The organism is Mesobacillus harenae (genome assembly GCF_013343715.1).
Classification (GTDB): Bacteria; Bacillota; Bacilli; order Bacillales; family Cytobacillaceae; genus Mesobacillus_A; species Mesobacillus_A harenae.
The window spans coordinates 70,398-95,693 of the sequence record NZ_JABUNR010000002.1; the positions used below are offsets into that span (position 1 = coordinate 70,398).

Annotated in this window: 27 protein-coding genes and 2 riboswitches; of the genes, 2 read left to right on the forward strand and 25 right to left on the reverse strand. The window is 41.3% G+C overall.

The features are described 5' to 3' along the window. Nucleotides 1-113: 113 nt before the first annotated feature. The 21 genes from HRJ06_RS02610 to HRJ06_RS02710 all read right to left on the reverse strand — a co-directional run bounded on the left by HRJ06_RS02610 (nucleotide 114) and on the right by HRJ06_RS02710 (nucleotide 21,569). Complete coding sequence (locus tag HRJ06_RS02610) at nucleotides 114-959, reverse strand: DUF72 domain-containing protein (RefSeq protein WP_174728396.1); 846 nt, start codon at nucleotides 957-959, stop codon at nucleotides 114-116. 134 nt (nucleotides 960-1,093) lie between these two features. After that, nucleotides 1,094-2,491: a Fe-S cluster assembly protein SufB gene (gene sufB, locus HRJ06_RS02615; protein ID WP_174728399.1), complete on the reverse strand. Its 1,398-nt coding sequence runs from the start codon at nucleotides 2,489-2,491 to the stop codon at nucleotides 1,094-1,096. 55 nt (nucleotides 2,492-2,546) lie between these two features. Then, on the reverse strand, nucleotides 2,547-2,984 hold the full coding sequence (sufU, locus tag HRJ06_RS02620; RefSeq protein ID WP_174728402.1) for a Fe-S cluster assembly sulfur transfer protein SufU: 438 nt from the start codon (nucleotides 2,982-2,984) through the stop codon (nucleotides 2,547-2,549). Then, nucleotides 2,974-4,203, reverse strand: a complete 1,230-nt coding sequence (locus HRJ06_RS02625; RefSeq protein ID WP_174728405.1) for a cysteine desulfurase — start codon at nucleotides 4,201-4,203, stop codon at nucleotides 2,974-2,976. Before HRJ06_RS02625 ends, sufU begins: the two co-directional genes overlap by 11 nt. Next, the gene (sufD, locus tag HRJ06_RS02630) at nucleotides 4,203-5,513 is read right to left on the reverse strand and encodes a Fe-S cluster assembly protein SufD (protein ID WP_174728408.1); all 1,311 of its coding nucleotides are present in this window, start codon (nucleotides 5,511-5,513) and stop codon (nucleotides 4,203-4,205) included. Before sufD ends, HRJ06_RS02625 begins: the two co-directional genes overlap by 1 nt. Before the next feature lie 18 nt (nucleotides 5,514-5,531). After that, complete coding sequence (gene sufC / locus HRJ06_RS02635) at nucleotides 5,532-6,317, reverse strand: Fe-S cluster assembly ATPase SufC (RefSeq protein WP_174728411.1); 786 nt, start codon at nucleotides 6,315-6,317, stop codon at nucleotides 5,532-5,534. Between the two features lie 702 nt (nucleotides 6,318-7,019). Further along, nucleotides 7,020-7,196 carry a YuzK family famiily protein gene (locus HRJ06_RS02640; protein WP_174728173.1) on the reverse strand — a complete coding sequence of 59 codons (177 nt, stop codon included), beginning with the start codon at nucleotides 7,194-7,196 and terminating at the stop codon, nucleotides 7,020-7,022. A 211-nt stretch (nucleotides 7,197-7,407) separates the two neighbouring features. Then, complete coding sequence (locus HRJ06_RS02645; RefSeq protein ID WP_174729293.1) at nucleotides 7,408-7,779, reverse strand: carboxymuconolactone decarboxylase family protein; 372 nt, start codon at nucleotides 7,777-7,779, stop codon at nucleotides 7,408-7,410. A 396-nt stretch (nucleotides 7,780-8,175) separates the two neighbouring features. Next, nucleotides 8,176-9,021 carry a MetQ/NlpA family ABC transporter substrate-binding protein gene (locus tag HRJ06_RS02650; RefSeq protein WP_174728414.1) on the reverse strand — a complete coding sequence of 282 codons (846 nt, stop codon included), beginning with the start codon at nucleotides 9,019-9,021 and terminating at the stop codon, nucleotides 8,176-8,178. A 12-nt stretch (nucleotides 9,022-9,033) separates the two neighbouring features. Beyond that, a complete protein-coding gene (locus tag HRJ06_RS02655) occupies nucleotides 9,034-9,702 on the reverse strand; it encodes a methionine ABC transporter permease (protein WP_174728417.1) in 669 nt (222 codons plus the stop codon). Next, nucleotides 9,695-10,720 (reverse strand): ATP-binding cassette domain-containing protein, encoded by a 1,026-nt coding sequence (locus HRJ06_RS02660; protein WP_174728420.1) that lies wholly within the window; start codon nucleotides 10,718-10,720, stop codon nucleotides 9,695-9,697. The genes HRJ06_RS02655 and HRJ06_RS02660 overlap by 8 nt, the downstream gene beginning before the upstream one ends. A gap of 152 nt (nucleotides 10,721-10,872) precedes the next feature. Further along, nucleotides 10,873-10,986, reverse strand: a riboswitch (SAM riboswitch). Between the two features lie 113 nt (nucleotides 10,987-11,099). Then, nucleotides 11,100-12,416: an O-acetylhomoserine aminocarboxypropyltransferase/cysteine synthase family protein gene (locus HRJ06_RS02665; RefSeq protein ID WP_174728421.1), complete on the reverse strand. Its 1,317-nt coding sequence runs from the start codon at nucleotides 12,414-12,416 to the stop codon at nucleotides 11,100-11,102. 79 nt (nucleotides 12,417-12,495) lie between these two features. After that, nucleotides 12,496-12,596: riboswitch (SAM riboswitch) on the reverse strand. Between the two features lie 52 nt (nucleotides 12,597-12,648). After that, a complete protein-coding gene (locus HRJ06_RS02670) occupies nucleotides 12,649-13,008 on the reverse strand; it encodes an SCP2 sterol-binding domain-containing protein (RefSeq protein WP_174728424.1) in 360 nt (119 codons plus the stop codon). Between the two features lie 426 nt (nucleotides 13,009-13,434). Beyond that, nucleotides 13,435-13,746: a thioredoxin family protein gene (locus tag HRJ06_RS02675; RefSeq protein ID WP_174728427.1), complete on the reverse strand. Its 312-nt coding sequence runs from the start codon at nucleotides 13,744-13,746 to the stop codon at nucleotides 13,435-13,437. 10 nt (nucleotides 13,747-13,756) lie between these two features. Further along, nucleotides 13,757-14,110 (reverse strand): toprim domain-containing protein, encoded by a 354-nt coding sequence (locus HRJ06_RS02680; protein WP_174728430.1) that lies wholly within the window; start codon nucleotides 14,108-14,110, stop codon nucleotides 13,757-13,759. A gap of 388 nt (nucleotides 14,111-14,498) precedes the next feature. Next, nucleotides 14,499-14,738 (reverse strand): YusG family protein, encoded by a 240-nt coding sequence (locus tag HRJ06_RS02685; RefSeq protein WP_174728433.1) that lies wholly within the window; start codon nucleotides 14,736-14,738, stop codon nucleotides 14,499-14,501. A gap of 223 nt (nucleotides 14,739-14,961) precedes the next feature. Continuing rightward, nucleotides 14,962-15,345, reverse strand: coding sequence for a glycine cleavage system protein GcvH (gene gcvH, locus HRJ06_RS02690; protein ID WP_174728436.1), 384 nt, complete (start codon nucleotides 15,343-15,345; stop codon nucleotides 14,962-14,964). Between the two features lie 59 nt (nucleotides 15,346-15,404). Continuing rightward, nucleotides 15,405-15,761 carry an arsenate reductase family protein gene (locus tag HRJ06_RS02695; RefSeq protein WP_174728439.1) on the reverse strand — a complete coding sequence of 119 codons (357 nt, stop codon included), beginning with the start codon at nucleotides 15,759-15,761 and terminating at the stop codon, nucleotides 15,405-15,407. 236 nt (nucleotides 15,762-15,997) lie between these two features. Next, nucleotides 15,998-17,782: an acyl-CoA dehydrogenase family protein gene (locus HRJ06_RS02700; RefSeq protein ID WP_174728442.1), complete on the reverse strand. Its 1,785-nt coding sequence runs from the start codon at nucleotides 17,780-17,782 to the stop codon at nucleotides 15,998-16,000. Nucleotides 17,783-17,833: 51 nt separating this feature from the next. Continuing rightward, nucleotides 17,834-19,009 (reverse strand): acetyl-CoA C-acetyltransferase, encoded by a 1,176-nt coding sequence (locus HRJ06_RS02705; protein WP_174729296.1) that lies wholly within the window; start codon nucleotides 19,007-19,009, stop codon nucleotides 17,834-17,836. 175 nt (nucleotides 19,010-19,184) lie between these two features. After that, on the reverse strand, nucleotides 19,185-21,569 hold the full coding sequence (locus tag HRJ06_RS02710) for a 3-hydroxyacyl-CoA dehydrogenase/enoyl-CoA hydratase family protein (protein ID WP_277874650.1): 2,385 nt from the start codon (nucleotides 21,567-21,569) through the stop codon (nucleotides 19,185-19,187). Between the two features lie 217 nt (nucleotides 21,570-21,786). Here HRJ06_RS02710 and HRJ06_RS02715 point away from each other — a divergent pair, with 217 nt between their 5' ends. Continuing rightward, nucleotides 21,787-21,918 carry a YuzL family protein gene (locus tag HRJ06_RS02715; protein WP_174728447.1) on the forward strand — a complete coding sequence of 44 codons (132 nt, stop codon included), beginning with the start codon at nucleotides 21,787-21,789 and terminating at the stop codon, nucleotides 21,916-21,918. A 53-nt stretch (nucleotides 21,919-21,971) separates the two neighbouring features. Here HRJ06_RS02715 and HRJ06_RS02720 read toward each other — a convergent pair whose 3' ends face one another. Further along, nucleotides 21,972-22,889: a proline dehydrogenase family protein gene (locus HRJ06_RS02720; protein ID WP_174728450.1), complete on the reverse strand. Its 918-nt coding sequence runs from the start codon at nucleotides 22,887-22,889 to the stop codon at nucleotides 21,972-21,974. Nucleotides 22,890-23,239: 350 nt separating this feature from the next. Here HRJ06_RS02720 and HRJ06_RS02725 point away from each other — a divergent pair, with 350 nt between their 5' ends. Continuing rightward, entirely contained in the window at nucleotides 23,240-23,428 is a 189-nt protein-coding gene (locus HRJ06_RS02725) for a hypothetical protein (RefSeq protein ID WP_174728453.1), read from the forward strand. 21 nt (nucleotides 23,429-23,449) lie between these two features. Here the strand turns inward: HRJ06_RS02725 and HRJ06_RS02730 are convergent, their stop codons facing one another. Genes HRJ06_RS02730 through HRJ06_RS02740 form a run of 3 tightly spaced genes read right to left on the reverse strand, consistent with a single transcriptional unit; the run spans nucleotide 23,450 to nucleotide 25,292 of the window. After that, nucleotides 23,450-23,707, reverse strand: a complete 258-nt coding sequence (locus tag HRJ06_RS02730; RefSeq protein ID WP_174728456.1) for a DUF2573 family protein — start codon at nucleotides 23,705-23,707, stop codon at nucleotides 23,450-23,452. Nucleotides 23,708-23,719: 12 nt separating this feature from the next. Next, entirely contained in the window at nucleotides 23,720-24,481 is a 762-nt protein-coding gene (locus tag HRJ06_RS02735) for an IucA/IucC family C-terminal-domain containing protein (protein WP_174728459.1), read from the reverse strand. Further along, nucleotides 24,462-25,292, reverse strand: coding sequence for an ABC transporter ATP-binding protein (locus HRJ06_RS02740; RefSeq protein ID WP_174728462.1), 831 nt, complete (start codon nucleotides 25,290-25,292; stop codon nucleotides 24,462-24,464). The genes HRJ06_RS02735 and HRJ06_RS02740 overlap by 20 nt, the downstream gene beginning before the upstream one ends. Nucleotides 25,293-25,296: the final 4 nt, after the last annotated feature.

Genomic DNA, 25,296 nt, shown 5'->3' on the forward strand with positions numbered 1-25,296 from the left:
TTGTAACGATTTAACTATTTTACTAAGGATGACGGCAGACAACCTTAATTTTAGCCACCCTCACTTACATCGACAATGCATATGTAATTTTAAAAGGACATTGGGCTGGTATGTTAGAACAAACCTAGCTGCCTGGGGGCAAGCCCTCCATATTCTATGTTTAAAAGATCAAGCATCTGTAAGGCATTGTCTGCTGCATCTCCGCCTGAGTTATTGTTAAAAACGGCATACACATTTTCACATTGGCTATGAAGCTTTTTTAACACTTTACTCCATTCTTCCAGCTCTCGTTGATTATAACGATACAGATAGCGGACTTCCCTCCAGTTCACATTGCCTCTTTTATTCCAGCCATGCACATTTCGGCCATGAAACCTCACTAAGACCTGATCTAAGTTCGTAACTTCTGCTACAGTCGGAATAGACCCTACTCCTGCTTGGGGTTCATCACATATGCTATGGATCCAATTTTCCTTTTTCATAAAATCAATTGTCTTTGATCTAGTTTCACCAGTAAACCATGTTTGGTTCCTGAACTCTAATGCACAAGGGATGTCATCCATTTGAATTCTACACCAGCGCAAATAATTAACATTTTCACGTTTGCATTCAAACCAAGGAGGAAATTGGAATAAAACCATGGCAAGTTTCCCAGCCTCCATATAAGGCTTAAGTGAGTCTTTAAATGCCGTAAACATCTCCGTATTGCTGTCGAAAGGAAGGTCGCCTCGCTGATGGCCTGTCATTCCCTGATAGGCTTTAACGATAAAGCGAAACGACTTTGGTGTCTGTTTGACCCAGCGTTCTGCATTTTTGAGAGGCTGAACCGCATAAAACGAAGTATCGACTTCAACAACTGGAAAAAAACTTGAATACTCAGTTAACTTTTCCCGGCCAGAAACCCTGCTTGTATACAAGCTGTCATGATCGCCCCATCCAGTTACACCAATTAAAATCATAATACACCCCCTAAAATTATGATATCATAACTCCGCTGCAAGTTAGATAGTAGGACTATATCCCTTTAGGATGGCTAAAAAACGATTTAAAAAATCCATTTACCCAAAGGGCAAATGGATTTCCGATAAACTTTTTAACCGATAGAACCTTCCATCTCGAACTTGATCAGGCGGTTCATTTCTACAGCATATTCCATTGGAAGTTCTTTTGTAAATGGCTCGATGAAGCCCATTACAATCATTTCTGTTGCTTCTTCCTGAGAAATTCCACGGCTCATCAAGTAGAACAGTTGCTCTTCCGAAACCTTAGAAACCTTCGCCTCATGCTCAAGCGAGATGTTGTCGTTTAGGATTTCGTTATAAGGAATTGTATCAGATGTAGACTTGTTATCCATAATCAGTGTATCACATTCAATATTCGAGCGGGCTCCGTCAGCTTTGCGCCCAAAGTGGACGATGCCGCGGTAGGTTACTTTACCGCCTTGCTTTGAAATCGATTTAGATACGATAGTAGATGAAGTATTTGGTGCAAGATGAATCATTTTTGCACCAGCATCCTGATGCTGGCCTTTACCTGCTATTGCGATGGAAAGGGTCATGCCTCTTGCGCCTTCACCTTTTAAAATAACAGCAGGGTATTTCATCGTAAGTTTGGATCCAATGTTCCCATCAATCCATTCCATTGTAGCATGAGCATCACAGACTGCCCGTTTGGTTACAAGGTTGAATACGTTGTTTGCCCAGTTCTGGATAGTCGTGTAACGGCAGTATGCATCTTTCTTTATGATAATTTCAACAACAGCACTGTGGAGTGAGTTTGTTGTGTACACAGGAGCTGTACAGCCTTCAACATAATGGACATGCGCGCCTTCATCAACAATGATGAGTGTCCGCTCAAACTGTCCCATGTTTTCAGAATTAATTCGGAAGTAAGCCTGAAGAGGAGTTTCCACTTTGATTCCTTTAGGAACATATATAAAGGATCCGCCAGACCATACAGCAGAGTTTAGCGCTGAAAACTTGTTATCCGTTGGCGGAATAACCTTTCCAAAGTGTTCCCGGAAAAGTTCTTCGTTTTCCCGAAGCGCTGAATCTGTATCTTTAAAGATGATCCCCTGCGCTTCAAGATCTTCTTGCATATTATGGTAAACAACTTCTGATTCATACTGAGCAGACACACCTGCAAGGTATTTTTGCTCGGCTTCAGGAATACCGAGTTTATCAAACGTTTGTTTGATTTCTTCTGGTACCTCATCCCAAGAGCGTTCTGTTTTTTCAGAAGGTTTTACATAGTAAGTGATTTCATCAAAATTCAGAGAAGCCATATCGCCGCCCCACTGAGGCATTGGCATATTGTAAAACTGCTCTAATGACTTCAAACGGAAGTCAAGCATCCACTGTGGCTCTTTCTTTAACTTTGAGATTTCCTCTACGATTTCACGTGTTAATCCACGCTTGGACCGGAAGATGGAAACGTCCTTATCAGAAAAGCCATATTTATAATCACCGATTTCAGGCATCTTTTTAGCCATCGTCAATTCCTCCATTCCTAAGCAAACGTTTAAAGTTTAACGGCTTGCTTTTTCGTTACTGCTCATCTTCCCTTATTCCCTTTTCCATTGCCTTCCATGCCAGCGTTGCACATTTGATTCTGGCCGGAAACTTGGCAACTCCTTGAAGGGCTTCAATATCGCCCAGGTCAATATCCTCATCATATTCCTTGCCTAGCATCATATCAGAGAAGATAGAAGAAAGCTTAATTGCTTCCTCAAGGCTCTTGCCTTTAATTGCCTGAGTCATCATTGAGGCAGATGACATGGAGATTGAGCATCCTTCTCCGTCAAACTTTGCATCTGAGACATTGCCGTCTTCTACTTTTAGTGTTAATTGAATTCTGTCACCACAAGTAGGGTTATTCATGTTAATCGTTAGACTGCCTTCATCTAAAGCGCCCTTATTACGGGGATTTTTATAATGGTCCATAATAACCTGACGGTAAAGCGTATCTAAATTATTAAAAGCCATCGCTAAAATACTCCTTTGTCTTGATAAGCCCTTCGACAAGCTTATCAATGTCTTCTTCCGTATTATACAGGTAGAAGCTGGCGCGAGCTGTAGATGAAGCCTTTAGCCATTTCATTAAAACCTGAGCACAATGATGACCTGCTCTAACAGCGATCCCTTCTGCATCAAGCACAGTAGCAACATCATGAGGATGCACATCATCAATATTAAACGTTACAAGCCCCGTACGTTTCATCGGATCCTTAGGCCCATAAATGGTCATGCCATCTAGAGCAGACATTTTTTCAAATGCATATGCTGCCAGTTTATGCTCGTGAGCCAGAATGTTGTCAAGCCCAATCTCTTCAAGGAAATCGATGGCAGCCCCTAATCCGATAGCTCCGGCAATAATAGGTGTACCGCTCTCGAATTTCCAAGGAAGCTCTTTCCAGGTTGAATCGTATAGGTCAACAAAATCAATCATTTCCCCGCCAAATTCAATGGGCTCCATATTCTCAAGCAAAGCCTTTTTCCCGTATAATACCCCAATTCCGGTTGGTCCGCACATTTTATGTCCAGAAAAAGCAAAGAAATCGCAATCCAAATCTTGGACATCTATTTTCATATGGGGAGCGCTTTGTGCCCCATCAACAACCATAATCGCACCATTTTCATGAGCAAGCTGAGCTAATTCCTTTATCGGGTTAACTACGCCCAAAACGTTTGATACCTGCATAATCGAAACGATTTTAGTGTTAGCCGTAATCGTTTTGCGGGCATCTTCCATTGAAATCGTACCGTCTTCCTGTAGAGGAAGGTATTTCAAAGTTGCTCCAGTATGCTTCGCAGCCTGTTGCCATGGAATAATGTTACTATGGTGCTCCATATGGGAAATGACGATTTCATCGCCTTCCTTCAGATTGGGTCTTGCATATCCATGGGCAACAGTATTTATAGCAGTTGTTGTTCCTCGCGTAAAAATAACTTGTTCTGTGGATTTCGCGTTAATAAATCTTCTAACTTTTTCCCTCGCGCCTTCATATCCATCCGTTGCTCTCGTTCCAAGCGTGTGAACACCCCGGTGTACATTGGAATTATATTCACGATAATACTTATCAAGCACTTCAATAACCTGATATGGCTTTTGTGATGTAGCAGCGCTATCCAAGTAAACGAGCGGACTTCCATTTACCTCTTGGTTTAATATCGGAAACATTTCGCGAATATCTTGAACATTCATTATTTTACTTTCCTTTCAATAACTTCCACAAGCTGTTTTTTAACCCCTTCAATAGGTAGTACATTAACAACTGGTGCAAGGAAGCCGTGAATGATCAAACGTTCCGCCTCTTTTTGAGAAATACCGCGGCTCATTAGATAGTACAGCTGTAAAGGATCTACACGCCCAACTGAAGCTGCGTGACCTGCTGTTACGTCATCCTCGTCAATTAGGAGAATTGGGTTGGCATCACCGCGTGCTTTTTCGCTCAGCATCAAAACTCTTGATTCCTGAACAGCATTTGATTTTGATGCGCCATGCTCAATCTTGCCAATTCCGTTAAAGATAGAAGAAGCACTGTCTTTCATAACACCATGTTTAAGAATAAAGCCTTCGGTATTTTTGCCAAAGTGAACAACGCTTGTTGTGAAATTTTGCTTCTGGTCTCCACGTCCAACTACAACCGTTTTGGTGTCGCCAAAGGAACCGTCTCCGATTAAATTAGTGATATTTTCGGAAATTGTATTTCCATCATTCATTAAACCAAGTGCCCACTCAATTCTGGCGTCTCTGCCGGCAATTCCGCGGCGGTTCACATAAGTTGTTACACCTTTAGCAAGTGTATCAACGGCACCGTATAGCACCTTTGCATTGGAATTAGCAATTACCTCAGTCACAATGTTGAATAAGCTATTAGATGATTCAACAGTAGAGATATAATTTTCTACATACGTGACGGAGCTATTGTCTTCAGCTACTACGAGGACATGATTGAAAACACTGGCTTCCTCATCGTCATGGATAAAGACTGATTGGACCGGTTCATCCAACTCCACATTTCTTGGTATATATAAGAATGCCCCGCCATTTAAAAACGCTGCATGGAGAGCGGTAAGCTTGTGTTCATCCGCCTTTACAGCCGTAGTCATAAAGAACTTCTTTAGCAGATCGCTATGTTCTCTTGCAGCTGTATAGATATCCGTAAAAATAACGCCTTTTTCCTGACTTTCCTTAGAAAGAGACAGGTATGCCGGCTTATTATTGCGTTGCACATAAATGTTCTTATCGTTATTTTCCATATCAACGAGCGCTTTAACCTGTTCTGGCAGCTCGTTAAGGGAAGCAAATGCTTCACTTTTAACGATCAATTTATCAAATTGTGTAAAGTTCCAGTTATTAATCTTTGTTTTATCCGGCCTTGGAAGCGGCAGTGCCTCAGCTTTTGTGAGGGACTGAATCCGCAGCTCTGTAAGCCATTCCGGTTCGTTCATGTCCTTTGAAAAGGACTTAATGTATTCCTGATCAAATGGTAATTTTAGTTCTGTTGTCATTACGATCCCCCTAACGGCCTACGCTTCATGCCCGACTGTTTCGTCTTCGATGCCCAGTTCTTTTTTAATCCAGTCATAACCCTCTGATTCAAGGCGCTGTGCAAGTTCTGGACCGCCTGACTTTACAACGCGTCCCTGCATCATGACATGGACGTGGTCAGGAGTAATGTAGTTTAATAAACGCTGATAGTGTGTAATAATTAAACATCCGAAATCTTCGCCGCGCATTTCGTTAATGCCTTTTGAAACAACTTTCAACGCGTCGATATCAAGTCCAGAGTCGATTTCATCAAGTATGGCAATTTTTGGTTCAATCATCATTAACTGGAGAATTTCATTTCGTTTTTTCTCCCCGCCTGAAAAGCCTTCGTTTAGATAACGTTGGGCCATATCCGGATCCATTTCAAGAAGCTCCATTTTTGAATCCATAGTGCGGATAAATTTCATTAAAGAAATTTCCTTACCCTCTTCACGGCGGCTGTTAACAGCAGAACGTAAAAAGTCAGCATTTGTAACACCATTGATCTCACTTGGATATTGCATTGCTAGGAATAAGCCTGCCTTTGCACGCTCGTCAACTTCCATTTCAAGAACATCCTCACCATCTAAGGTAACACTTCCGCTGGTTATTTCGTATTTAGGGTGTCCCATAATTGCAGACGATAAAGTGGATTTACCTGTACCATTCGGCCCCATAATTGCATGGATTTCTCCACCCTTTATTTCAAGGTTCACACCTTTTAATATTTCTTTGCCTTCAATTGCTACATGAAGGTCCTTAATTGATAATACAGATCCTGCCATAATATTACCTCCGTCAATATAAATGAAGATTTAACTCGGTTGTACCGAAGTTTTCTTCCATTCTCATTTTATTCTCATTACAATCTTATAACAATTGAAAACTGTTAGCAACCTTTAGAACCTCTATATTATTATTGGCATAATTAGGGAAACCACCACATGGGCAGTAATAACTCCTTACCCACCCGCACTGCTGCTGGATTCTTCACAGTTTAAAGATTCCTCCTCCTAAATAAGAGGCATGTCCACCTTATTTTTTCCCCAGAAACCAGAAACATGTATGGCAAGAAAAGCGAGCCGACTGTCCAGAAACGAGCAAACTGGAAATTCCAACAAAGAAGCGGTTTGTGCTTCTGAAGGAGGAATTGAAGTTTGCCGAGTTTCTAGGAGGCGCAGCTGGACAAAGAAAAGCGGAAGCGCCTTGTTTAGCTCCGACAAGCGCTGGAGGGCCCGCCGAGTGAAGTCGTTCTTTGACTTCATCGGCAGGACCGAAGCGACTCGAGGAGCTAGGCGCTGCAGCTAGACAAAGAAAAGCCACGCTCGTAGCTTGCCGCGTCCTGCGGCACTCGCCTGACTAGGACATCCTGTCCGTCGCTCGCCGACTGTCCAGAAACACATAAGCAAACAATATGTTCATAAAGATAAAACCAGTGTACGGATACACTGGTTTACCATTTTTCTTCCTATTAAATATACAGTGGCTTACGAATGGACTTTACGGTCTAGATCTGCTACTATACGTTGGCTTTGCAGGTAATCCTGTTCTCTCTTTTGTTCAACTTTCATTCGAACTTCATGCTTTTGGCTATAAACTTCATATCCAACTCCATGGGCACCTTGCATCGCTTTTTCCATTTCACTCGTATAGTTTAAATGCATTCGACTACTGATAAAGAATCCATCCCTTCGTTTTTTCGCTTTCGCGAGGTAATTTAGACAATATAAGCTTAACACTATCTATTTACCCGTTACAAAGCTGATAAAACCGTAAATTTCTGGATATTTCGGAGTCAGCATGGGTACCACTTCCCCAGCTCACTTAGCCTTAAAATACTGGCAGATACCTCCCAATTCTTCACTGTACCATCTTTTATTGCTGTAATTGGTTAAAATCCTGTATGGCTTCTTGGACAAGTGTCACACCCTGACTCAAGGAAGCTCCTCCTCCGAATGCCGCTGTCACTCCAACAGCCTCAAGAATTTGCTCCTCGGTTGCCCCCTGGTCCAGACAACCCTTAACATGATAAATAATGCAATATTCATCTTGTGAATATAAACTAATGCCCAGTGCAATCAGTTGCTTTTCTTTCTGGGACAAAGTCCCTTCTTCAAAGCAAACTTCTGTAAAAGCATTATAATGGCGTGCTATCTCGGGCATTTTTTTCGTAAAAAGCCCCAATCCATACTTATATTCATGAAGAGCCGCTTCAGATGAATTTTGCGCTTCGAAATGATGTTCCATCATACTCCACCCCATTTTAGTTTTTTCATCAATAGTATGTTTATTTTTAAGGGAACTATTCGAATACCGTGGAAAATGCATCACTTGCTGTGTAATAACGAGCAGATGGTGCTTCTTAAAAAAGAGGCTTTATTTATATTCCATGAAATCCGATTATATTTCCTAAAAAATCAAGCATTCTGCCTATATAGCACTCAAAACAATCCCATTTGCTGCTTATCATAATAAATCACTAGAAGCATTCTTCAGCAGCGGTCAATGAACGATTTTACCTGCTAGACAAGCTCTTGTAGTTACGTGGTGAGCTAGGTATAGACAACGTCCACAACCTAGATTTCTAACCCAATTGACAAAAAATCCGATTGCAGCCCAGGGGCACAATCGGATTAGCTTTTATTATTCAGTTACAGGTACTACGGCTCCTTCGTACTGCTCAAGAATATATTCTTGAATTTCTGCTGAGTGAAGAACCTCTACAAGAGCTTGAATAGCTTCATTATCTTTATCTCCCTTATTGACTGCGATGACGTTAGCGTATGGAGACTCTTGCTCCTCAAGTGCAATTGCATCTTCTAATGGATTTAACCCGGCATCAATTGCATAGTTTGAGTTAATTAAAACTGCGTCGCCTTCGTCATTATTGTAGATTTGCGGTAATAGTGCAGCTTCATACTCAGTTTGGAAATCAAGATTTTTCTCGTTCTCAACTATATCTTCAATGGTTGCCTTTGTTTTTTCAATGCCTTCTTTCAGCGTAATTAATCCTTCAGCTTCAAGCATAGAAAGAATTCGGCCATGATCAGGTACCGAGCTGCTCATAATAATGGTTGCCCCATCGGGAAGCTCGTCCAAGCTTTTGTACTTTTTAGAGTATACTCCAATTGGTTCGATGTGAATTGCGCCTGCTACTTCAAATTCATAGCCATGTTCAGCCATTTGTGATTCAAGGTAAGGGATATGCTGGAAGTAGTTAGCATCCAGTTCACCTGATTCAAGAGCCTGGTTCGGAACAACATAGTCTTGGAAAGTTTCAATTGTAAGGTCAATTCCTTGTTCTGCTAAGATCGGCTTTGCTTGTTCGAGAATTTCAGCGTGAGGCACGTTAGAAGCCCCAACTACTAATTCTGTGCTTTCTTCATTTCCGCCCTCGGCTCCGCCTCCGGCATTGTCTTCTGTCCCTCCGCATGCTGCAAGAGCAGCAATAAGTGCTACGGTAAGAATGATGCTTAAAAATTTCTTCATGTTAACCTCTCCTTATCGTTTATCTAACTTAGATGTTATCGTGTCACCAATATATTGGATAATAAAAACTATTACAAGTATAATGATTGTCGCCATTAATGTTACATCGTTACGGCCTCTTTGGAAACCTTCAAGGAATGCGAGATTACCAAGCCCGCCTGCCCCAATCACTCCAGCCATCGCGGTATAACTGACGAGTGCAATGGCTGTTACGGTTATCCCTGATACGAGAGCTGGCATCGATTCTGGAATAAGCACCTTCCAAATTATCGTTGTTGTTTTTGCCCCCATAGACCTAGAGGCTTCGATTACTCCTTTATCAATTTCACGGAGTCCAATTTCAACCATTCTTGCATAAAATGGTGCAGCCCCGATGATCAAGGCTGGCAGTGCGGCATTCTCACCGATCATTGTGCCAATCACGATTTTAGTAAACGGAATCAGCAGAACAATTAGAATTATAAAGGGAATGGACCTAAAAATATTAACAAATGAACTAACGATAAAATTAACCGGCTTGTTTTCCCAGATATTTCCCTTCGATGTCAAGAAAAGCAGTAATCCAAGGATAATACCAAAAATAAAGGTCGCCACCACAGAGATACTTGCCATATAGAGTGTTTCTCTTGTAGCCTCCCACATTCGTTCCCAGTTTACGTTAGGAAAAAATTCCTCAATCATTCTTGATCACCTCCACTCCGACCTCGAAGGAACGGATATAGGCAATCGCTTCATCAATTTGGGCCTTTTCTCCATCTAGATGAATAAACAAAGTGCCGTAAGAGCCGTTTTGAGTCTGTGATATTTTCCCTTGTAAAATATTCACCATGAGCGGATGGTTTCGAATCAGGTTAGAAATGAGCGGCTGCTCTGCACCTTCACCGACAAAAGACAGCTGGATCACTTGTCCTTCTGGATAAAGCGAAAGTAAATGCTTTATTGTTTCCTTAGTTTCTTCTGGTTCAGTAACCTGTTGTACAAACCTCTTCGTAATTGCCTGCTGCGGATTTTTAAAGACGTTGAGGACAGGCCCTGATTCAACTACCCGCCCACCTTCCATAACCGCTACACGGTGGCAGATTTTCCTAATTACATGCATCTCATGGGTAATGAGCACAATTGTTAGTCCAAGCCGTTTGTTTATATCGACTAGAAGTTCCAAAATTGAATCGGTTGTTTGCGGATCAAGAGCTGAAGTTGCTTCATCACAAAGCAGTACTTTTGGGTTATTAGCTAGCGCCCTTGCTATACCAACCCTTTGCTTCTGCCCGCCGCTTAATTGAGATGGGTAAGAATTTTCTCGCCCCTCAAGGCCGACAAGATTCACTAATTCCTTTACTCTTTTAAGCCTTTCTTTCTTTGGCACACCAGCGATTTCAAGCGGGAAAGCTATATTATCGCGAACTGTACGTGACCAAAGAAGGTTAAAGTGCTGAAAGATCATACTGATTTCCTGGCGGGCCTGTCGCAGTTCGGAACCTCCGATTTTCGACATTTCTCTGCCAGCTACAACAATCGAACCTTCAGTAGGAATCTCTAGGCCATTAAGCATCCGGATTAGCGTACTTTTTCCAGCCCCACTATAGCCAATAACGCCGAAAATTTCTCCATTTTCTATTGCCAGATTTACATCATCAACAGCCGTTACCGGACCATCTTTTGAAGGATAAATCTTTTTAACATTTTTTATTGAAATCACTTGATTCACCCTCTTCATTCCGTAAAGCGGAGACATTTCACTAAAAACAGCTAATTCATTCAAGTTTTTGTTTATACAGGCAAATTGATGCAAATAAATTAAAAATGCCTTTCTGCAAGTGAGCAGAAAGGCAATATTTATTGAATACCTTTCTCTCATCTCCCAAAGCAATTGCTTTGCGTGAATTGGCACCATTTCAACAAGCAATGCTTATTGACGGTTGCCGGGCTTCATAGGGCACTTCCCTCCACCTCTCTTGATAAGAGCAATTATTAAATTAATAAATTAAAATTAGCTGTTCTATAGTACGAGAGTGATTCTATCATGGAATAAAAACGAGTGTCAACTAAAAATTTCTCACTTCACTATGAAGAGTCTATTAAGAATGTGCAGAAACAGCAGGGATCCCAGTTGCTGTGCTAATCGCCTGCTCCAAATCCTCTATTAAGTCTTCCACATTTTCGATTCCCACTGACAATCTGACTAGATCTTCTGGAACACCTGCAGCCTTCAACCCCTCTTTATCCAGTTGCTGATGTGTAGTACTTGCCGGGTGAATAATCAGGCTTTTTGCATCACCGACATTTGCAACATGAGACCACAGCTGAATCGAATTAATTAGCTTTACACCCGCTTCTCTTCCACCTTCGATTCCAAAGACCACGACAGCTCCTGCTCCTTTTGGCAAGTATTTGTCAGCAAGCTGCTTATCTGGGTGTTTTTCATTTCCCGGGTAAGACACCCACGTTACTGCTGGATGTGATTCCAAATATTCAACAATTTTTTGTGTGTTTGCAATGTGTTCCTTCATTCGGACATGCAGTGTCTCCAATCCCAAATTAAATTGGAAAGCACTCTGAGCACTTAGTGACGGACCCAGGTCCCTCAGCAATTGAACTCTTGCTTTAACAATAAAAGCCGCTGGCCCCAAGGCAGCACTGTACACGAGTCCATTATAACTAGAGTCTGGAGTTGTGAAATCCGGAAATTTTGGAGAGTTCCAGTCGAACTTCCCGCCATCGATAATAACGCCACCCATTGTAGTTCCATTGCCCAGCAGCCATTTAGTTGCAGAATGGACTACAATATCTGCCCCATGTTCGATTGGTCTGCATAAATATGGGGTTGGAAAAGTGTTGTCGACGATTAAGGGAATACCGGCTTCATGGGCAACTGCAGCCGTCTTATCAATGTCTAATACGGTTAAGCTTGGATTCCCAATAGTCTCTGCAAAAACTGCCTTTGTTTTTTCGGTGATAGCTGCTTTGAAATTGTCTGGATCACTCGGATCGACAAGCTTCACCTTGATTCCATATTTAGGGAGGGTGACAGTGAAGAGATTGTATGTACCCCCATAAAGAGTTGAAGCTGCTACGATTTCATCTCCTGCACCAGCAATATTTAAAATGGCTACTGTAATAGCCGCCATACCGCTTGAAACAGCCAGAGCGCCGATCCCCCCCTCAAGCTGCGCTATTCTTTCTTCAAATACAGTTACAGTCGGATTATGTATCCTCGAATAAATATAACCCTGCTCTTTTAAGCCAAACAAATCTGCGGCATGATCTGTGTTCTGAAATTGAAAAGCATTGCTCATGTATACTGGAACCGCTCTTGCTCCAGTTACTGGATCGGGCGAAAGACCTCCGTGAACCCCAATCGTCTCAAACCGATAACTCTTTTTTTGTTCTGCCATGTTCATCTCTCCTCACAAAATCTTTATTTTTTATAACTAAAAACCCTCTTCAATAAGAAGAGGGCGAATAGATCATCTCTTCTTATCTTTCAGAGCTGTTGCTCTGTGGAATTAGCACCGTGTATTTAACCGGTTGCCGGGTTTCATAGGGCCAGTTCCCTCCACCACTCTCGATAAGATATCAAGTTCGAATATTAAGAATATTATACCATTTAAAATGCAGTAGGTCAACCTAAACAGGCTGGTTTTTAATCTTCGAAAGTCCCCCTATTCCAAGGTACAAGATCGACTCTAGCAACAGAACCGTTCTAACAGAACTCTTTAAACTAACTGTGTTTTGTTTAAGAGCAGTCCGTAGTTTAATCTTTCCATTGAGTAATTCTAAGAAGGCTTCTTCACTCCCTGTGATCAATATCCCAGCTTTTTCTTTTAAATCTCCATTACACCTGCTTACTTCTCCGTTTATTAAATCTACTATGTAGCAGTCATCTGGAGTCCGGATAATGACACAAGTATCAAGACGGCCTAACAGCACACTTAGGCTTTTGTTCTTGTGTATGTTTATTGTTAGGTTTTCGAGCAGTCTATCCAATATCTACACCTGCCTGTCGATTGGTTAGCAGTCCAGTAATGTATGAGAAGCTATTGAAATAACTGACTGGCTCGCCTTTTATAAAAGAAATATTCTTCGACAGGCAGCAGATCTCCTTTAATTACTGTTCGACATTCTTCCGCAGTCAATCGGAAAACGCTTTCAACAAATCCGATAATTCTCTCTTTAAATTATCCCTGGTAGTGAATAACCAGTAATTTACCCTATATTGTGCAAGGGATATATAGATTTTTACAATTTGCCTCACTGTTCAGTCCATTTAATGTCACTATTTCCTGAGAAATATGTCAAACTTTTGAAAAAGGTAATCTGTTAAATATTAAAGTGACCTGTATAAGTGAACCTTTTAAAAGTAAAATCCTTCATCGAGGTAACTAAAAAAAGCAGCTTTTTTCCGGCTGCTTTTCAGGATAATATTGTATTCACTTTATCATGCAGGTACGGTACAGAATGAAAAGCAAAAATTGTTTCAATCAATTTTCCTTCTTTTATAACAAGAAGGCAGGGAACACTTTGAACTTCAAGTGCTTCTGCCAGTTTCGGCATATAATTCAAATTAGCTTTGGCTAAACGGATAGTAGGCTGGAGCTGTTCTAAAATCTCAACCATCCGCCCCGCCACCTGGCATGTTCCGCACATAGGCGTATATAAATAAATAAGCCCAGTCAGTTTCTCTTCTAAAAACCCTCTTATCTCTCCCTCAGACAATTCCTTCATACTGCTTGCTTCATCCTTTTTCTAAGTATTCAGTATGCACATCGATATTTGCCCCAATTAACACGGTAGCAAGGTGATTTTCAGGTGCTGTTGCTACTTCCCGATACATCTTGTCAATATACAGATGGCTTGCCTCAGGAAACTCGCGTTTAAATTGTTTACGCAGCTTATCCCCGGAGTCATCCGCGTCCACGAGAATATAGACGTCCCGGTTAAAAAGAGAGTCAACTATTTCATCAAGCCGAGCTAAGCCAATCGTCCCGTTTGTACAGATAATATCTACCTGTTCCTTCAGAACACTTTGGACCTTTCGTTTGTCAGAAGTACCTTCAACAATAATTACTTTTTCGCCTATTTCTGTCATTTTATAACCACCCATAATACAGTTGTCTTACTGTTAGCATATTGTAAACTGCATAAGTTTGCTTGTGTTCTTAACAGAATTATTAAATCTATTTTTACTTCTTTTGAGTTAATTTGCAAAAATTCTGCTTCAAGAGCCGTAATAAATTTTAAGTTTCTTCAGGCGCTCGCTCTTCGGAGCGGACAGAAAGCCTCCTCGGTAATGCAGCTGAAGGGTCTCCCTGTATCGCTTCTCCCGCTGTCTACGAGTAGGCTGCTAAACATTTTCGGGGAATAAATTGCCTTCACACCATTCTACCCTGCTAAAATACCATCGACTTTAACAGGACCTTATATAAATGTTTAGAAAAGTTTAGAAAAACACAGCGGGCTGCCATCCGCTGTGTTTATTAACACCAGCCGCCTTCATCACAGTCAGTATATCTAGGCTCTGGCTCAGAAGGCATTGAAACGTGCTGATAAATTTTATTGTTATTTGATTCAAAGTGATGCTCTAGCTTTAAATCATATCCTTCTGGTATCACCATCATGCCTATCTGCTCGTTTTCGAGATATAGCTGTATTTCATTATTTTTTATTTTTCCAACAATACGATCTGTAACATCAAGTTTTTTAGGCTCTAAAGTCATTTCCCTCACCCTTTCTTGCTATTCCTGTGTCTTTAGTTTGTCCAGAGCCACATTAAGAATAGGTGGTAATAAACAACACTAATAACAGCACATCCCTTAAAAAGTTATGACGTAAGGATGCAAACAAGTTTGATATAACAGAGTATTGCTAAAGATTTTTAGCTTTTTGCTAAATAAAAAATGCCTTGATTGTGATCACACAGTCAAGGCATTTTATTATTTATTAGTCTTCATTTAACATTTTTTCGTATAGGTCTGCAGTCATAAGATTATCCATTTCTCCTGAATTTGCAGGTTCAACGATAATCATCCATGCTTTTTCATATGGAGACTCATTTACAAATTCAGGGCTGTCACTCAGCTCTTCATTTATTTCTACAACTTTCCCGCTGATTGGTGCATATAGCTCAGAAACGGTTTTAACAGACTCAACGCTGCCAAACGGCTCATTGGCAGTAATCTCATCGCCAACTTCCGGAAGTTCGACGAATACGATGTCGCCCAATTCAGTCTGTGCAAAATCAGTGATGCCAATACGGACGTTCTTTCCCTCTGTCTTGACCCACTCATGTTCTTTTGAATACTTTAATTCCTTTGGTACGTTCATTTACGACTACCCCCGTTTGTTTAGTTTCATCAACTTCAAGTAGATTAGCTTCCCGCCTTCTACAGCCAAACCCTCGCAAATTCCTCTTCTTTAAAACCGACAGTCACTTTTTCGCCATCCGTTAAAATAGGACGTTTTATAAGCATTCCGTCTGAAGATAGAATCTCTAAAAGTTCCTCTTCTGAAGCGGTTTTGACCTTATCCTTTAAACCAAGCTCGCGGTATTTCTGCCCACTAGTGTTAAAGAATTTTTTCAACTCGAGGCCGCTTTTACCGTACAGCTGCTTCAACTCCTGCAAGGAAGGCGGATTCTCGGCAATATGTACAGCTGAATAGTTTATTTCGTGCTGATCCAGCCATTTCTTGGCATTTCTGCAAGTTCCGCATTTTGGGTACCAATAAAACGTCAATGCCATCTTAACACCACCTATGCTATCTTATCCAAAATCTTTTACCCTATAAACGGATAGTACCACATTCCAAATTAAAATCCTAACCAGGAGGTTTAGCTAAAAAAAGAATTTTCTGTCCTTCGATACCATTCGACTTTAACTCAAAAATCCCTCCTGATTTTTTTAAAAAGCCTAAAAATATTAAAGAAGATTACTGAAAAAAGGCTCCCATCTTTACAGAAGGGAGCCCATTTGATGAATTAAACTACAAAGCGTTCTGCATCAATAAGTTTGTCAGAAGCTTCACGCTTTTTCGCAATCACATTGATTGGATTATGGCGAGTCAGCTTGCGAAGACTAGAGATCAACATGCGAAGTGTATCGCCTTGTTCTGTTGCAACAAGTGTTTCTTTAGCATGCTGTTCAATTTCATTGAATGCTTCCTGGCAGTAGATTTGAGTGTAAAGAAGCTTTTGCTTGCTCTTCTCGACTCCGTCTTTAGCGATAGCTTTTTCAGTACGAAGAATAACAGACTCCATTGCGTAAGCGTTAGAAACGATATCAGCTATATTTGAAAGGATTTCCTGTTCTTTTTCAAGAGCTTTGCCGTATTTCTGTGCAGCCAATCCAGTTGCTAATAAACCAATTTTCTTGGCATTGCTGACAAGATACTTTTCTTGTGCTAACGGCTCATCGCCTGGCTCTTCTGGCATCATCATCATGATTTCTTCCTGAAGAGCTTGTGCTTTCTGGAATAATGGCAATTCTCCCTTTAGAGCTTTGCGCAAGTATGTTCCTGGAACTAGCAAGCGGTTAATTTCGTTCGTACCTTCAAAGATTCGGTTGATACGTGAATCGCGGTACGCTCTTTCTATTTCATATTCCTGCATAAACCCGTAGCCACCGTGAATCTGAACGCCTTCATCAACAACATAGTCAAGTACTTCAGAAGCGAAGAATTTATTCAGGGAACATTCGATTGCGTACTCTGCTACTGAATCAGCAACAGCTTTCCCGTTTTTCACTTCTTCAGCGGATAACTGGCTCATTCTATCTTCAAAAAGTCCTACAGTACGATAAACGGAGCTTTCTGCTGCATAGATTTTGGAAGCCATTGTACCGATCTTTTCCTTTGTAAGATTAAATTGAGAAATTGATGTCTTAAATTGCTGACGCTGGTTTGCATATTTTACAGTTAAACCGAATGCTTGCTTAGATCCGCCAACAACACCTACTCCAAGCTTGTAACGGCCGATATTTAAGATGTTAAATGCGATAACATGGCCTTTACCAGGATCGCCTAATAAATTCTCAACTGGTACCTGTGCATCCTCAAGAATAACCGTACGAGTAGATGAACTCTTGATACCCATCTTCTTCTCTTCTGCCCCAGTAGAAACACCAGGGAAGTCACGTTCTACTATAAATGCTGTAAACTGCTCGCCGTCAATTTTTGCGTAAACAACAAATACATCGGCAAAACCAGCGTTTGTGATCCATTGCTTTTCACCATTTAAAACATAGTGTGTACCTTCAGCGTTTAACTTAGCAGATGTCTTCGCGCCAAGTGCGTCGGAACCAGAGCCAGGCTCAGTTAAGCAGTAAGCTGCAAGTTTTTCGCCAGAAGCAAGTGCTGGTAGATATTTTTGTTTTTGTTCTTCGTTACCGAACAGGACGATTGGAAGAGAACCAATTCCAACATGAGCACCATGAGATAGTGAAAAACCGCCTGCACGAGCCATTTTTTCAGTAATCAGCGCAGAGCTTACTTTATCAAGGTTTAAACCGCCGTACTCTTCTGGAACATCTGCCCCAAGAAGTCCAAGATCGCCTGCTTTCTTAAGCAGCTTAACAGTGCGGTCGAATTCATGATTTTCAAGATGTTCGATTTGTGGAACAACTTCATTTTCAACAAAGTCTTCAGTAGTCTTTGCAATCATTTTCTGCTCGTCATTATAATCCTCTGGTGTGAAAACCTGCTCATAGGAAATATCCTCGATAATGAAGCTTCCACCTTTAACCAACTTTTCTGTTTGGTTTGCCATCTTTATTCCCCCTGTCATTTTTTGGAGAGGGGCAAAAGGCCCCTCTTAAAATTATAAAATCTCAAATACTCCTGCAGCTCCCATTCCGCCGCCAATACACATCGTTACAACCCCAAATTGCTGGTTTCTGCGCTTTAACTCGTGGATAAGAGATAATGTAAGCCTAGAACCTGTACAGCCTAGCGGATGACCCAATGCGATCGCACCGCCATTAACATTTACTTTATTTTCATCCAATCCAAGCTCGCGCATTACTTGCAGGGACTGGGAAGCGAATGCTTCATTTAACTCAAAAAGGTCAATGTCTGAAATTTCAAGTCCAGCCAGCTTCAATGCTTTTGGAATAGCCACGATTGGACCAATTCCCATTACTTCTGGAGGAACTCCGCCAACTGCGAACGAGCGGAATTTCGCCATTGGCTTAAGTCCGAGTGAATCAGCCTTCTCCCGGTCCATTACCATAACAGCAGCTGCTCCATCACTTGTTTGCGAAGAGTTCCCGGCTGTTACAGACCCTGTTACAGAGAAAGCCGGACGAAGTTTAGCCAAAGTTTCCATATTTGTTCCAGGACGAACACCCTCATCCTGACTAAAAAGAACCTTCTTTTCTACGAGTTTATTATCTTTACCGACAGAACGAAGCGTAACATCTACAGGAACGATTTCATCCTGAAACTTACCCTCCTGAATAGCTTTCGCTGCTCTTTCGTGGCTTCGCACCGCAAAAGCATCCTGATCTTCACGTGAGACTCCAAATTTCTTCGCTACCTCTTCAGCTGTGTGCCCCATTCCCATGTAATATTCCGGTGCACTTTCAGCCAGCTTCGAATTAGGACGGACAACATGGCCCATCATTGGGACTAAGCTCATTGACTCTGCACCGCCGGCAATGATCGTGTCAGAATGTCCGAGCATAATTCTTTCAGCTGCATAAGCAATTGTTTGTAATCCTGAAGAACAGTATCGGTTTACCGTTAAAGCCGGGACCTCATGGGATAGGCCGGCAAGAGCACCTATATTACGGGCGATGTTTAACCCTTGTTCTGCTTCAGGCATTGCACAGCCTATAATTAAGTCGTCAATATTTCCCTCGTAATTTCCTGCACGTCTAAGTGTTTCTTTTACAACAAGAGCACCTAAATCGTCAGGACGGACTGATGCAAGTGTACCTTTCTTTGCCCGTCCAACCGGTGTTCTCGCACCGGCAACAATAACCGCTTCTCTCATCTCATTCCCTCTCTTTCCTGCAATCTTAGAGTATGTTCTATGAATGATTTCTCGCGTATTCCAGCGAATTAGTTGCTGCAAATCATCGTTTTTCATCAAAACTTTGACCGCAGAAAGGCAATAGCTTAAGCTTGCCTCTCTTTTTGGCCGGTCATATTGAGCTGTAAACTTGTGACTAGTTGCGAAGCGGCTTGCCTTTAACGAGCATATGCTGCATTCTCTGCTGCGATTTCGGCTCAGCCACAAGGCTTAAAAATGCTTCTTTTTCAAGGTTCAGCAAGTAATCCTCATCTACTTCTGTGCCGTAAGGAACGTTGCCTCCTGCAATAACAAACGCAAGCTTCTGAGCTATTTTCAGGTCATGAGCTGAAATGTACCCTGACAGGTGCATTGTTTGAGCTCCGAGAAGCAACGTCGCATATCCGGGTTCTCCAACTACAGGTACCTTCCGGCGAACTGGAGCTGTATAGCCCCTTTCATGCAGGGTAAGAACCGCCTGCTTTGCATCGTGGATCAAATGGTCTCCATTTACGCTGATTCCATCAGCGAAATTCAAGAAATTGTTGTCAAGTGCTTCTTGTCCAGAAGTAGAAACCTTGGCCATCGCAATCGATTCAAATACTTTATTTGCGACTTTCTGAAGGTCAAACTCGACTCCTTTTGGCAGGCCTTCAAGATGCTTAATGTAAAGCTCTTTATTGCCGCCTCCTCCTGGGATAAGTCCGACTCCTACTTCTACTAGACCCATATAAGTTTCCATTGAAGCCTGGATATGTGCAGCAGGCAAGCAAACTTCCGCTCCGCCTCCCAATGACATTCCAAAAGGAGCCGCAACAACTGGCTTTTTGCTATATTTCACTTTCATCATAGCCTGCTGGAACTGGCTGACTGTCATATCAAGTTCATAAACATCATCGTCCTGCGCAGCCATTAAAATCATTGCCAGGTTTGCGCCTACACAGAAATTCTTTCCCTGGTTACCGATAACAAGGCCTTTGAAATTCTTTTCAACCTCATCAACAGCAAAATTGATCATTTGAATAATATCTAAACCAATCGCATTGCTTTGTGAATGGAATTCAAGAAGGGCTACCCCATCTCCAAGGTCGATCAGGCTTGCTCCACCATTCTTTTTTATAACGCCTTGTTTCTTTTTTAGCTGCTTCAGGTTAATTACCTTCGGATTTACTTCTAATGGCTTATACTCGCCATTATCATAGAAGTACACATCCCCTTCTTCTTCCTTATAGAAGGAAGTAATGCCTTTTTCCAGCATATCTTTAACCCAAGCAGGGACAGTCAATCCGCTTTCTTCCATTTTTTGAACGGCTTTTTCTACACCGATCGCATCCCATGCTTCAAACGGGCCAAGATCCCAGCCAAAGCCCCATTTCATCGCACGGTCGATTGCTACGATATCATCGGCAATTTCTCCGAGCAGTTCAGCTGAGTACACAAGCGCTGGACTAAACACATTCCATAAAAGCTGCCCAGCACGATCATCTGCATACACAAGCGCTTTCATTTTATTTGCTAAGCCCTTTTGCTGTTTTGCAGCTTCTGTTGCTGCAGTTTTGAGCTTTTTCCGTGGACCATACTCAAGTGTTTCTGGATCCAGTTCTAATATTTCCTTGCCTTGCTTGAGGAAAAATCCTTGGCCCGACTTGCTGCCCAGCCAGCCTTTTTCCAGCATGTCTTTCATAAAGGATGGAACTTCAAATACTTCTTTTTCTTTTCCTTCTACCTGTTCGTGTACATTCTTTGCTACATGGGCGAATGTATCAAGTCCTACAACATCCAGCGTCCGGAATGTTGCACTCTTTGGACGGCCAATTAAAGGCCCAGTTACAGAATCAACTTCCCCAACACTATATCCGCCTTTAAGCATTTCACGGACCGTTACGAGGAGACCGTAAGTTCCAATCCGGTTAGCAATAAAGTTTGGCGTATCCTTTGCTTCAACAACGCCTTTTCCAAGTCGATCCTCGCCAAATTTCTTTATAAAAGCGAGAACATCAGGATCTGTATCCTTGGTTGGGATAACCTCCAGGAGCTTCAAGTAGCGCGGCGGATTAAAGAAATGGGTGCCAAGGAAATGCTTTCTAAAATCCTCTGAACGGCCCTCAGCCATCGCTTCGACAGAGATTCCGGAGGTATTGGAACTGACAATGCTGCCAGGTTTCCGATATTTATCAACATTTTCAAATAACCGTTTCTTTATATCAAGATTTTCAACAACAACCTCAATGATCCAGTCTACGTCTTTTAAACGCTCCATATCATCTTCAAAGTTGCCTGCTTCTAGTAAACTTAAATTCTTTTTCGATGCCAGCGGTGCAGGCTTTTGCTTCAGAAGCTTTTGCAGGGCGCCTGCGCTTATGCGATTGCGAACCTGTTTGTCTTCAAGAGTTAAACCTTTAGCTTTTTCACCTTCTGTTAGTTCCCGTGGTACGATATCCAACAATAAGGTCGGAATTCCAATGTTAGCAAGATGGGCCGCAATACCGGAACCCATGACTCCAGAGCCTAGTACAGCTGCTTTTTGAATTTGCTGGGTCAATTTCGTCTCCCCCTTTGACAATGTTTTTGAATGAACACTCATTCATTTTTACTCAAAAAAATTTTGGTGAAGAATGAGTTATACTACTTAATACTATAAAATATTTAAAAAATTTCCGCAATAATAAGATGCTTAAAAATAAAATATTTTTTAAATTTACCTTTTACGATAATTTCCAAAGCCTTGGGTACTCTATAATCGGAGGTGAATATTTACAGTGAAAAGAAAAAAGAATCCTTCTAAAGCCGCCGTTAGCGCAGCGAGTGTGAAAGGGAATGCGGGACCTACAGTTGAACTAGATGGCGGCGGAAAAGTGAACAGTCAAAACAATCAATATAAAAAGCAATAACCTATATAACTAAACAGAGGTCCAGACCTATTTTCTGGACCCTTAGTTTATATTTATTTTTTCATCATTCCCCTAAGGATAAAAGCAACATTCGCAGGCCTTTCAGCCAAGCGCCTCATGAAGTAGCCGTACCAATCTCTTCCGAATGGCACATATACCCGCATTGTATAGCCTTCCTCGGCCAGCTCTACCTGTCTTTCAGGCATAATGCCATAAAGCATTTGAAATTCAAACTGGCTGGTTGGGATATTTTCTTTTGCAGCAAGCTTCTTTGTATATTCTATAATTGCTTCATCATGTGTGGCTACTGCTGTGTAATTTCCATTTAAAAGATGCATTTTAATAATCTTTTTAAAATTTTCATCTACATCCTTTTTCTCAGGGAATGCCACTTCAGATGACTCCTTGTAGGCTCCTTTTACAAGTCGCAGATTAGGAGAATAGCTGTTCAGATCTTCAATATCAGCTGCAGTTCGATATAAATAAGCTTGAATGACGGTACCAATATTATCATAGTCAGCCCTTAGCTGTTTAAAGATATCTAGCGTCTTTTCGCAGCGGGAGTAATCTTCCATATCTATTGTAACAAATACATCATTTTCTTTTGCTGCATCCAGGATTCTGCGCATGTTATTAAGAACAATTTCTTCGGAAATATCCAGGCCCAACGAAGTCAATTTTAAAGACAACTGTGAAAGAATATTTTCCCTGCCAATGGCTTCAATTGCTTTTATAGAGTAATCAGCCATTTCATTAGCTTCTTTTTCATTGTCAACAAACTCTCCAAGATAGTCGATTGTCACAACAAGGCCTTTTTTATTTAATTCTTTGATTACATTAACCGCCTTATCAATATCTTCGCCTGCAACAAATCGTGCCGCCCCAAATTGCAGCCCATATCTTTTAGCCATTTTTGTAAAAAACTTGTTTTTTGATAAGAATAGAAAGAAATTTCTCGACAGTTGTTCCACTGGTTTCCACTCCCCTGAAAACGATTACATTTTAAAGATAAAAAAAGAATTTTCTTATACTAGTATATTAAGGTGGGCAGAAATAGTTTATCATTTTTAACTAGTTTTGAATATCATGAGTTTAATAAATCTCTGAAGTTCGACAACTTCATCTAGAAAATTTACAAAGCCCTGAAACCCAGGTTCCAAAAACTCCACAAATGAACGATCGAGACTTCATTAATCACATCCTGACAATGGAAAGTGAATGACAGACTCTTATGCAATTGCCTTAAATCAAATTAGTCTTGACTGTCTTTATCAAGATACCCTCTCTATTTTCACTAAAACACTGGATGCCCAACGCCGATTTGATAATTTTTGTTCCAAAAGGGATGGTATGGGTAGAAGCAGCAAATTCCCAGGCTACTCTTCGCAGCTTCCATACGAAAATCCAGTTCAAAAACAGCTTGTCCAGACTGGGCGAAATTCAAGTCGATTTAGCCGTTAAAAAGATAAAGACAAACCCGCCATTTCTGCATTTAGCAACGGCGGGTTAATTCCTATGTAAAAGGTCTTTTTTAGTTATTTTTCGGGGGATGTTTTCGAGTCTTTTCATTTAAAGTTTTCACTTCAAGAATTACCTGTTTGATCTCCTCTTTCGCATCTGGATACATCTCATTCCAATGCTTCGCCAAAGAAGGCATGGTTTTCGATATGTGATTATAAAAAATCCAGGCTCTTACCTTTTGTTGATTCTTTTCGGATCCATCTCCTACTAACAGCTCGGTGTATTTTTCAAGCAAGCCCTCTAGCTGATCTGTTAAATCCTTATTCATCTAAAAACCTCCTTACATATATTGCTTACAATAACGCGGACAATTACCGCAATATACTTGCTTTTCTTTTAACTGATAGTTAAAGCAGCAGGTTTTGCGAACTCTAACAAACTTATCCAGTTCATCGAGATAAACAGGCTTCGAGTTGTACTGTTTAAACGGATTTTGGTGATAGTCCCCGAATAAGCTTCCCTCGGCCTCCTCCATCAAAAATTTGAAATCTAAAGCCGCCCTCTCTTTAATTGCCCCATTGTCAATTTCAGGAAGAATATGTTCATACAACCAGAAAATATAAACAGAAATGTTCTCCCATAAAATAAGCTTTGAAAGCTTCGAGATTTTCGAAAAACTTTCAAGGATGAGCGTTAGGTGATCCTTGAATAAATGGTTTACTGTATCCTTTCTCCATTGTTCCCTGTCTTCTCCTCTGAACTCTTGAAAGTTCAAACTTTTAAGATGAAAGCTGGGAATCCATAAAGGATTGGCGGTATCATCAATTAGCTCTACATTTTCCAGAGAGACATCCAGACGCTTATTCCAAGCTGACATCGTATATAAATATATAACAGCAAGAAAGGAATAGCGCTTCAGAAAAAGCGAGGCCGTAACCTTAATATCCGGAGCATTAAGGCGATCCACTGCGCTTTCTAAAAATGGAACTGTCTTTTCAGGAAATAGAAAATCCTCTGCCTTAAGGACAGACCGATCTCCGATATCAACCGAAAGATGTAACTCTTTCAGTATTTTGATTTCTTCATCCGAAAGCTTTTTCATGGACGGCCTCCACTTTGTTAAGAATACATCGCCCTTTTCCATGTGGAATACAGAGAGGTGTGCCGAATAAAGGGTCTCTCGTGACTTCACAATTCATGCCAAATACATCTTTTACAAGACTGCAGTTAATCACAAATTCCGGTTTGCCTTGCGCAAAAATGTTCTGGTCTTTGATAGCAACGATATTATGAGCATAGCGGCACGCAAGATTCAAATCGTGCAAGACCATAACAATGGTTCTGTTTTCTAATTCGTTTAATTCAAACAGCAAATCGAGTATTTCTATTTGATGTGTCATATCAAGATAGGTCGTTGGTTCATCCAGCAAAATAATATCGGTATCCTGAGCCAAGGTCATCGCAATCCAGGCTCGCTGCCGCTGGCCTCCAGATAGCGAATCAACAGTCCTCTCCCTCAGTTCCTCGATTCCCGTTGCCTTCAAAGCAGCATTGACTTTTTCCTCGTCCTCCGCTGACCATTGTTTCAGCCAAGATTGGTAAGGATAGCGCCCTTGCTTGACAAGCTGAAGTACGGTAAGTCCCTCTGGAGCTGCGGGAGATTGCGGAAGAATGGCCATTTTCCTGGCAACCTCTTTTGTTGAAAGCTTTGCAATCTCACCGCCTTCAAGCAAAATAGAACCTGAATGAGGCTTCAAAAGCCGGGCAATAGACCGGAGTAGTGTTGATTTCCCACACCCGTTCCCTCCTATGAAAACGGTAATTTCTCCTTTAGGTATTTGCAAATTGAGCTCATTTATAATAATCGTTTCACCATAAGATAATGTAAGGTTGTTGGTTTCAATTCCCTGCATCTCC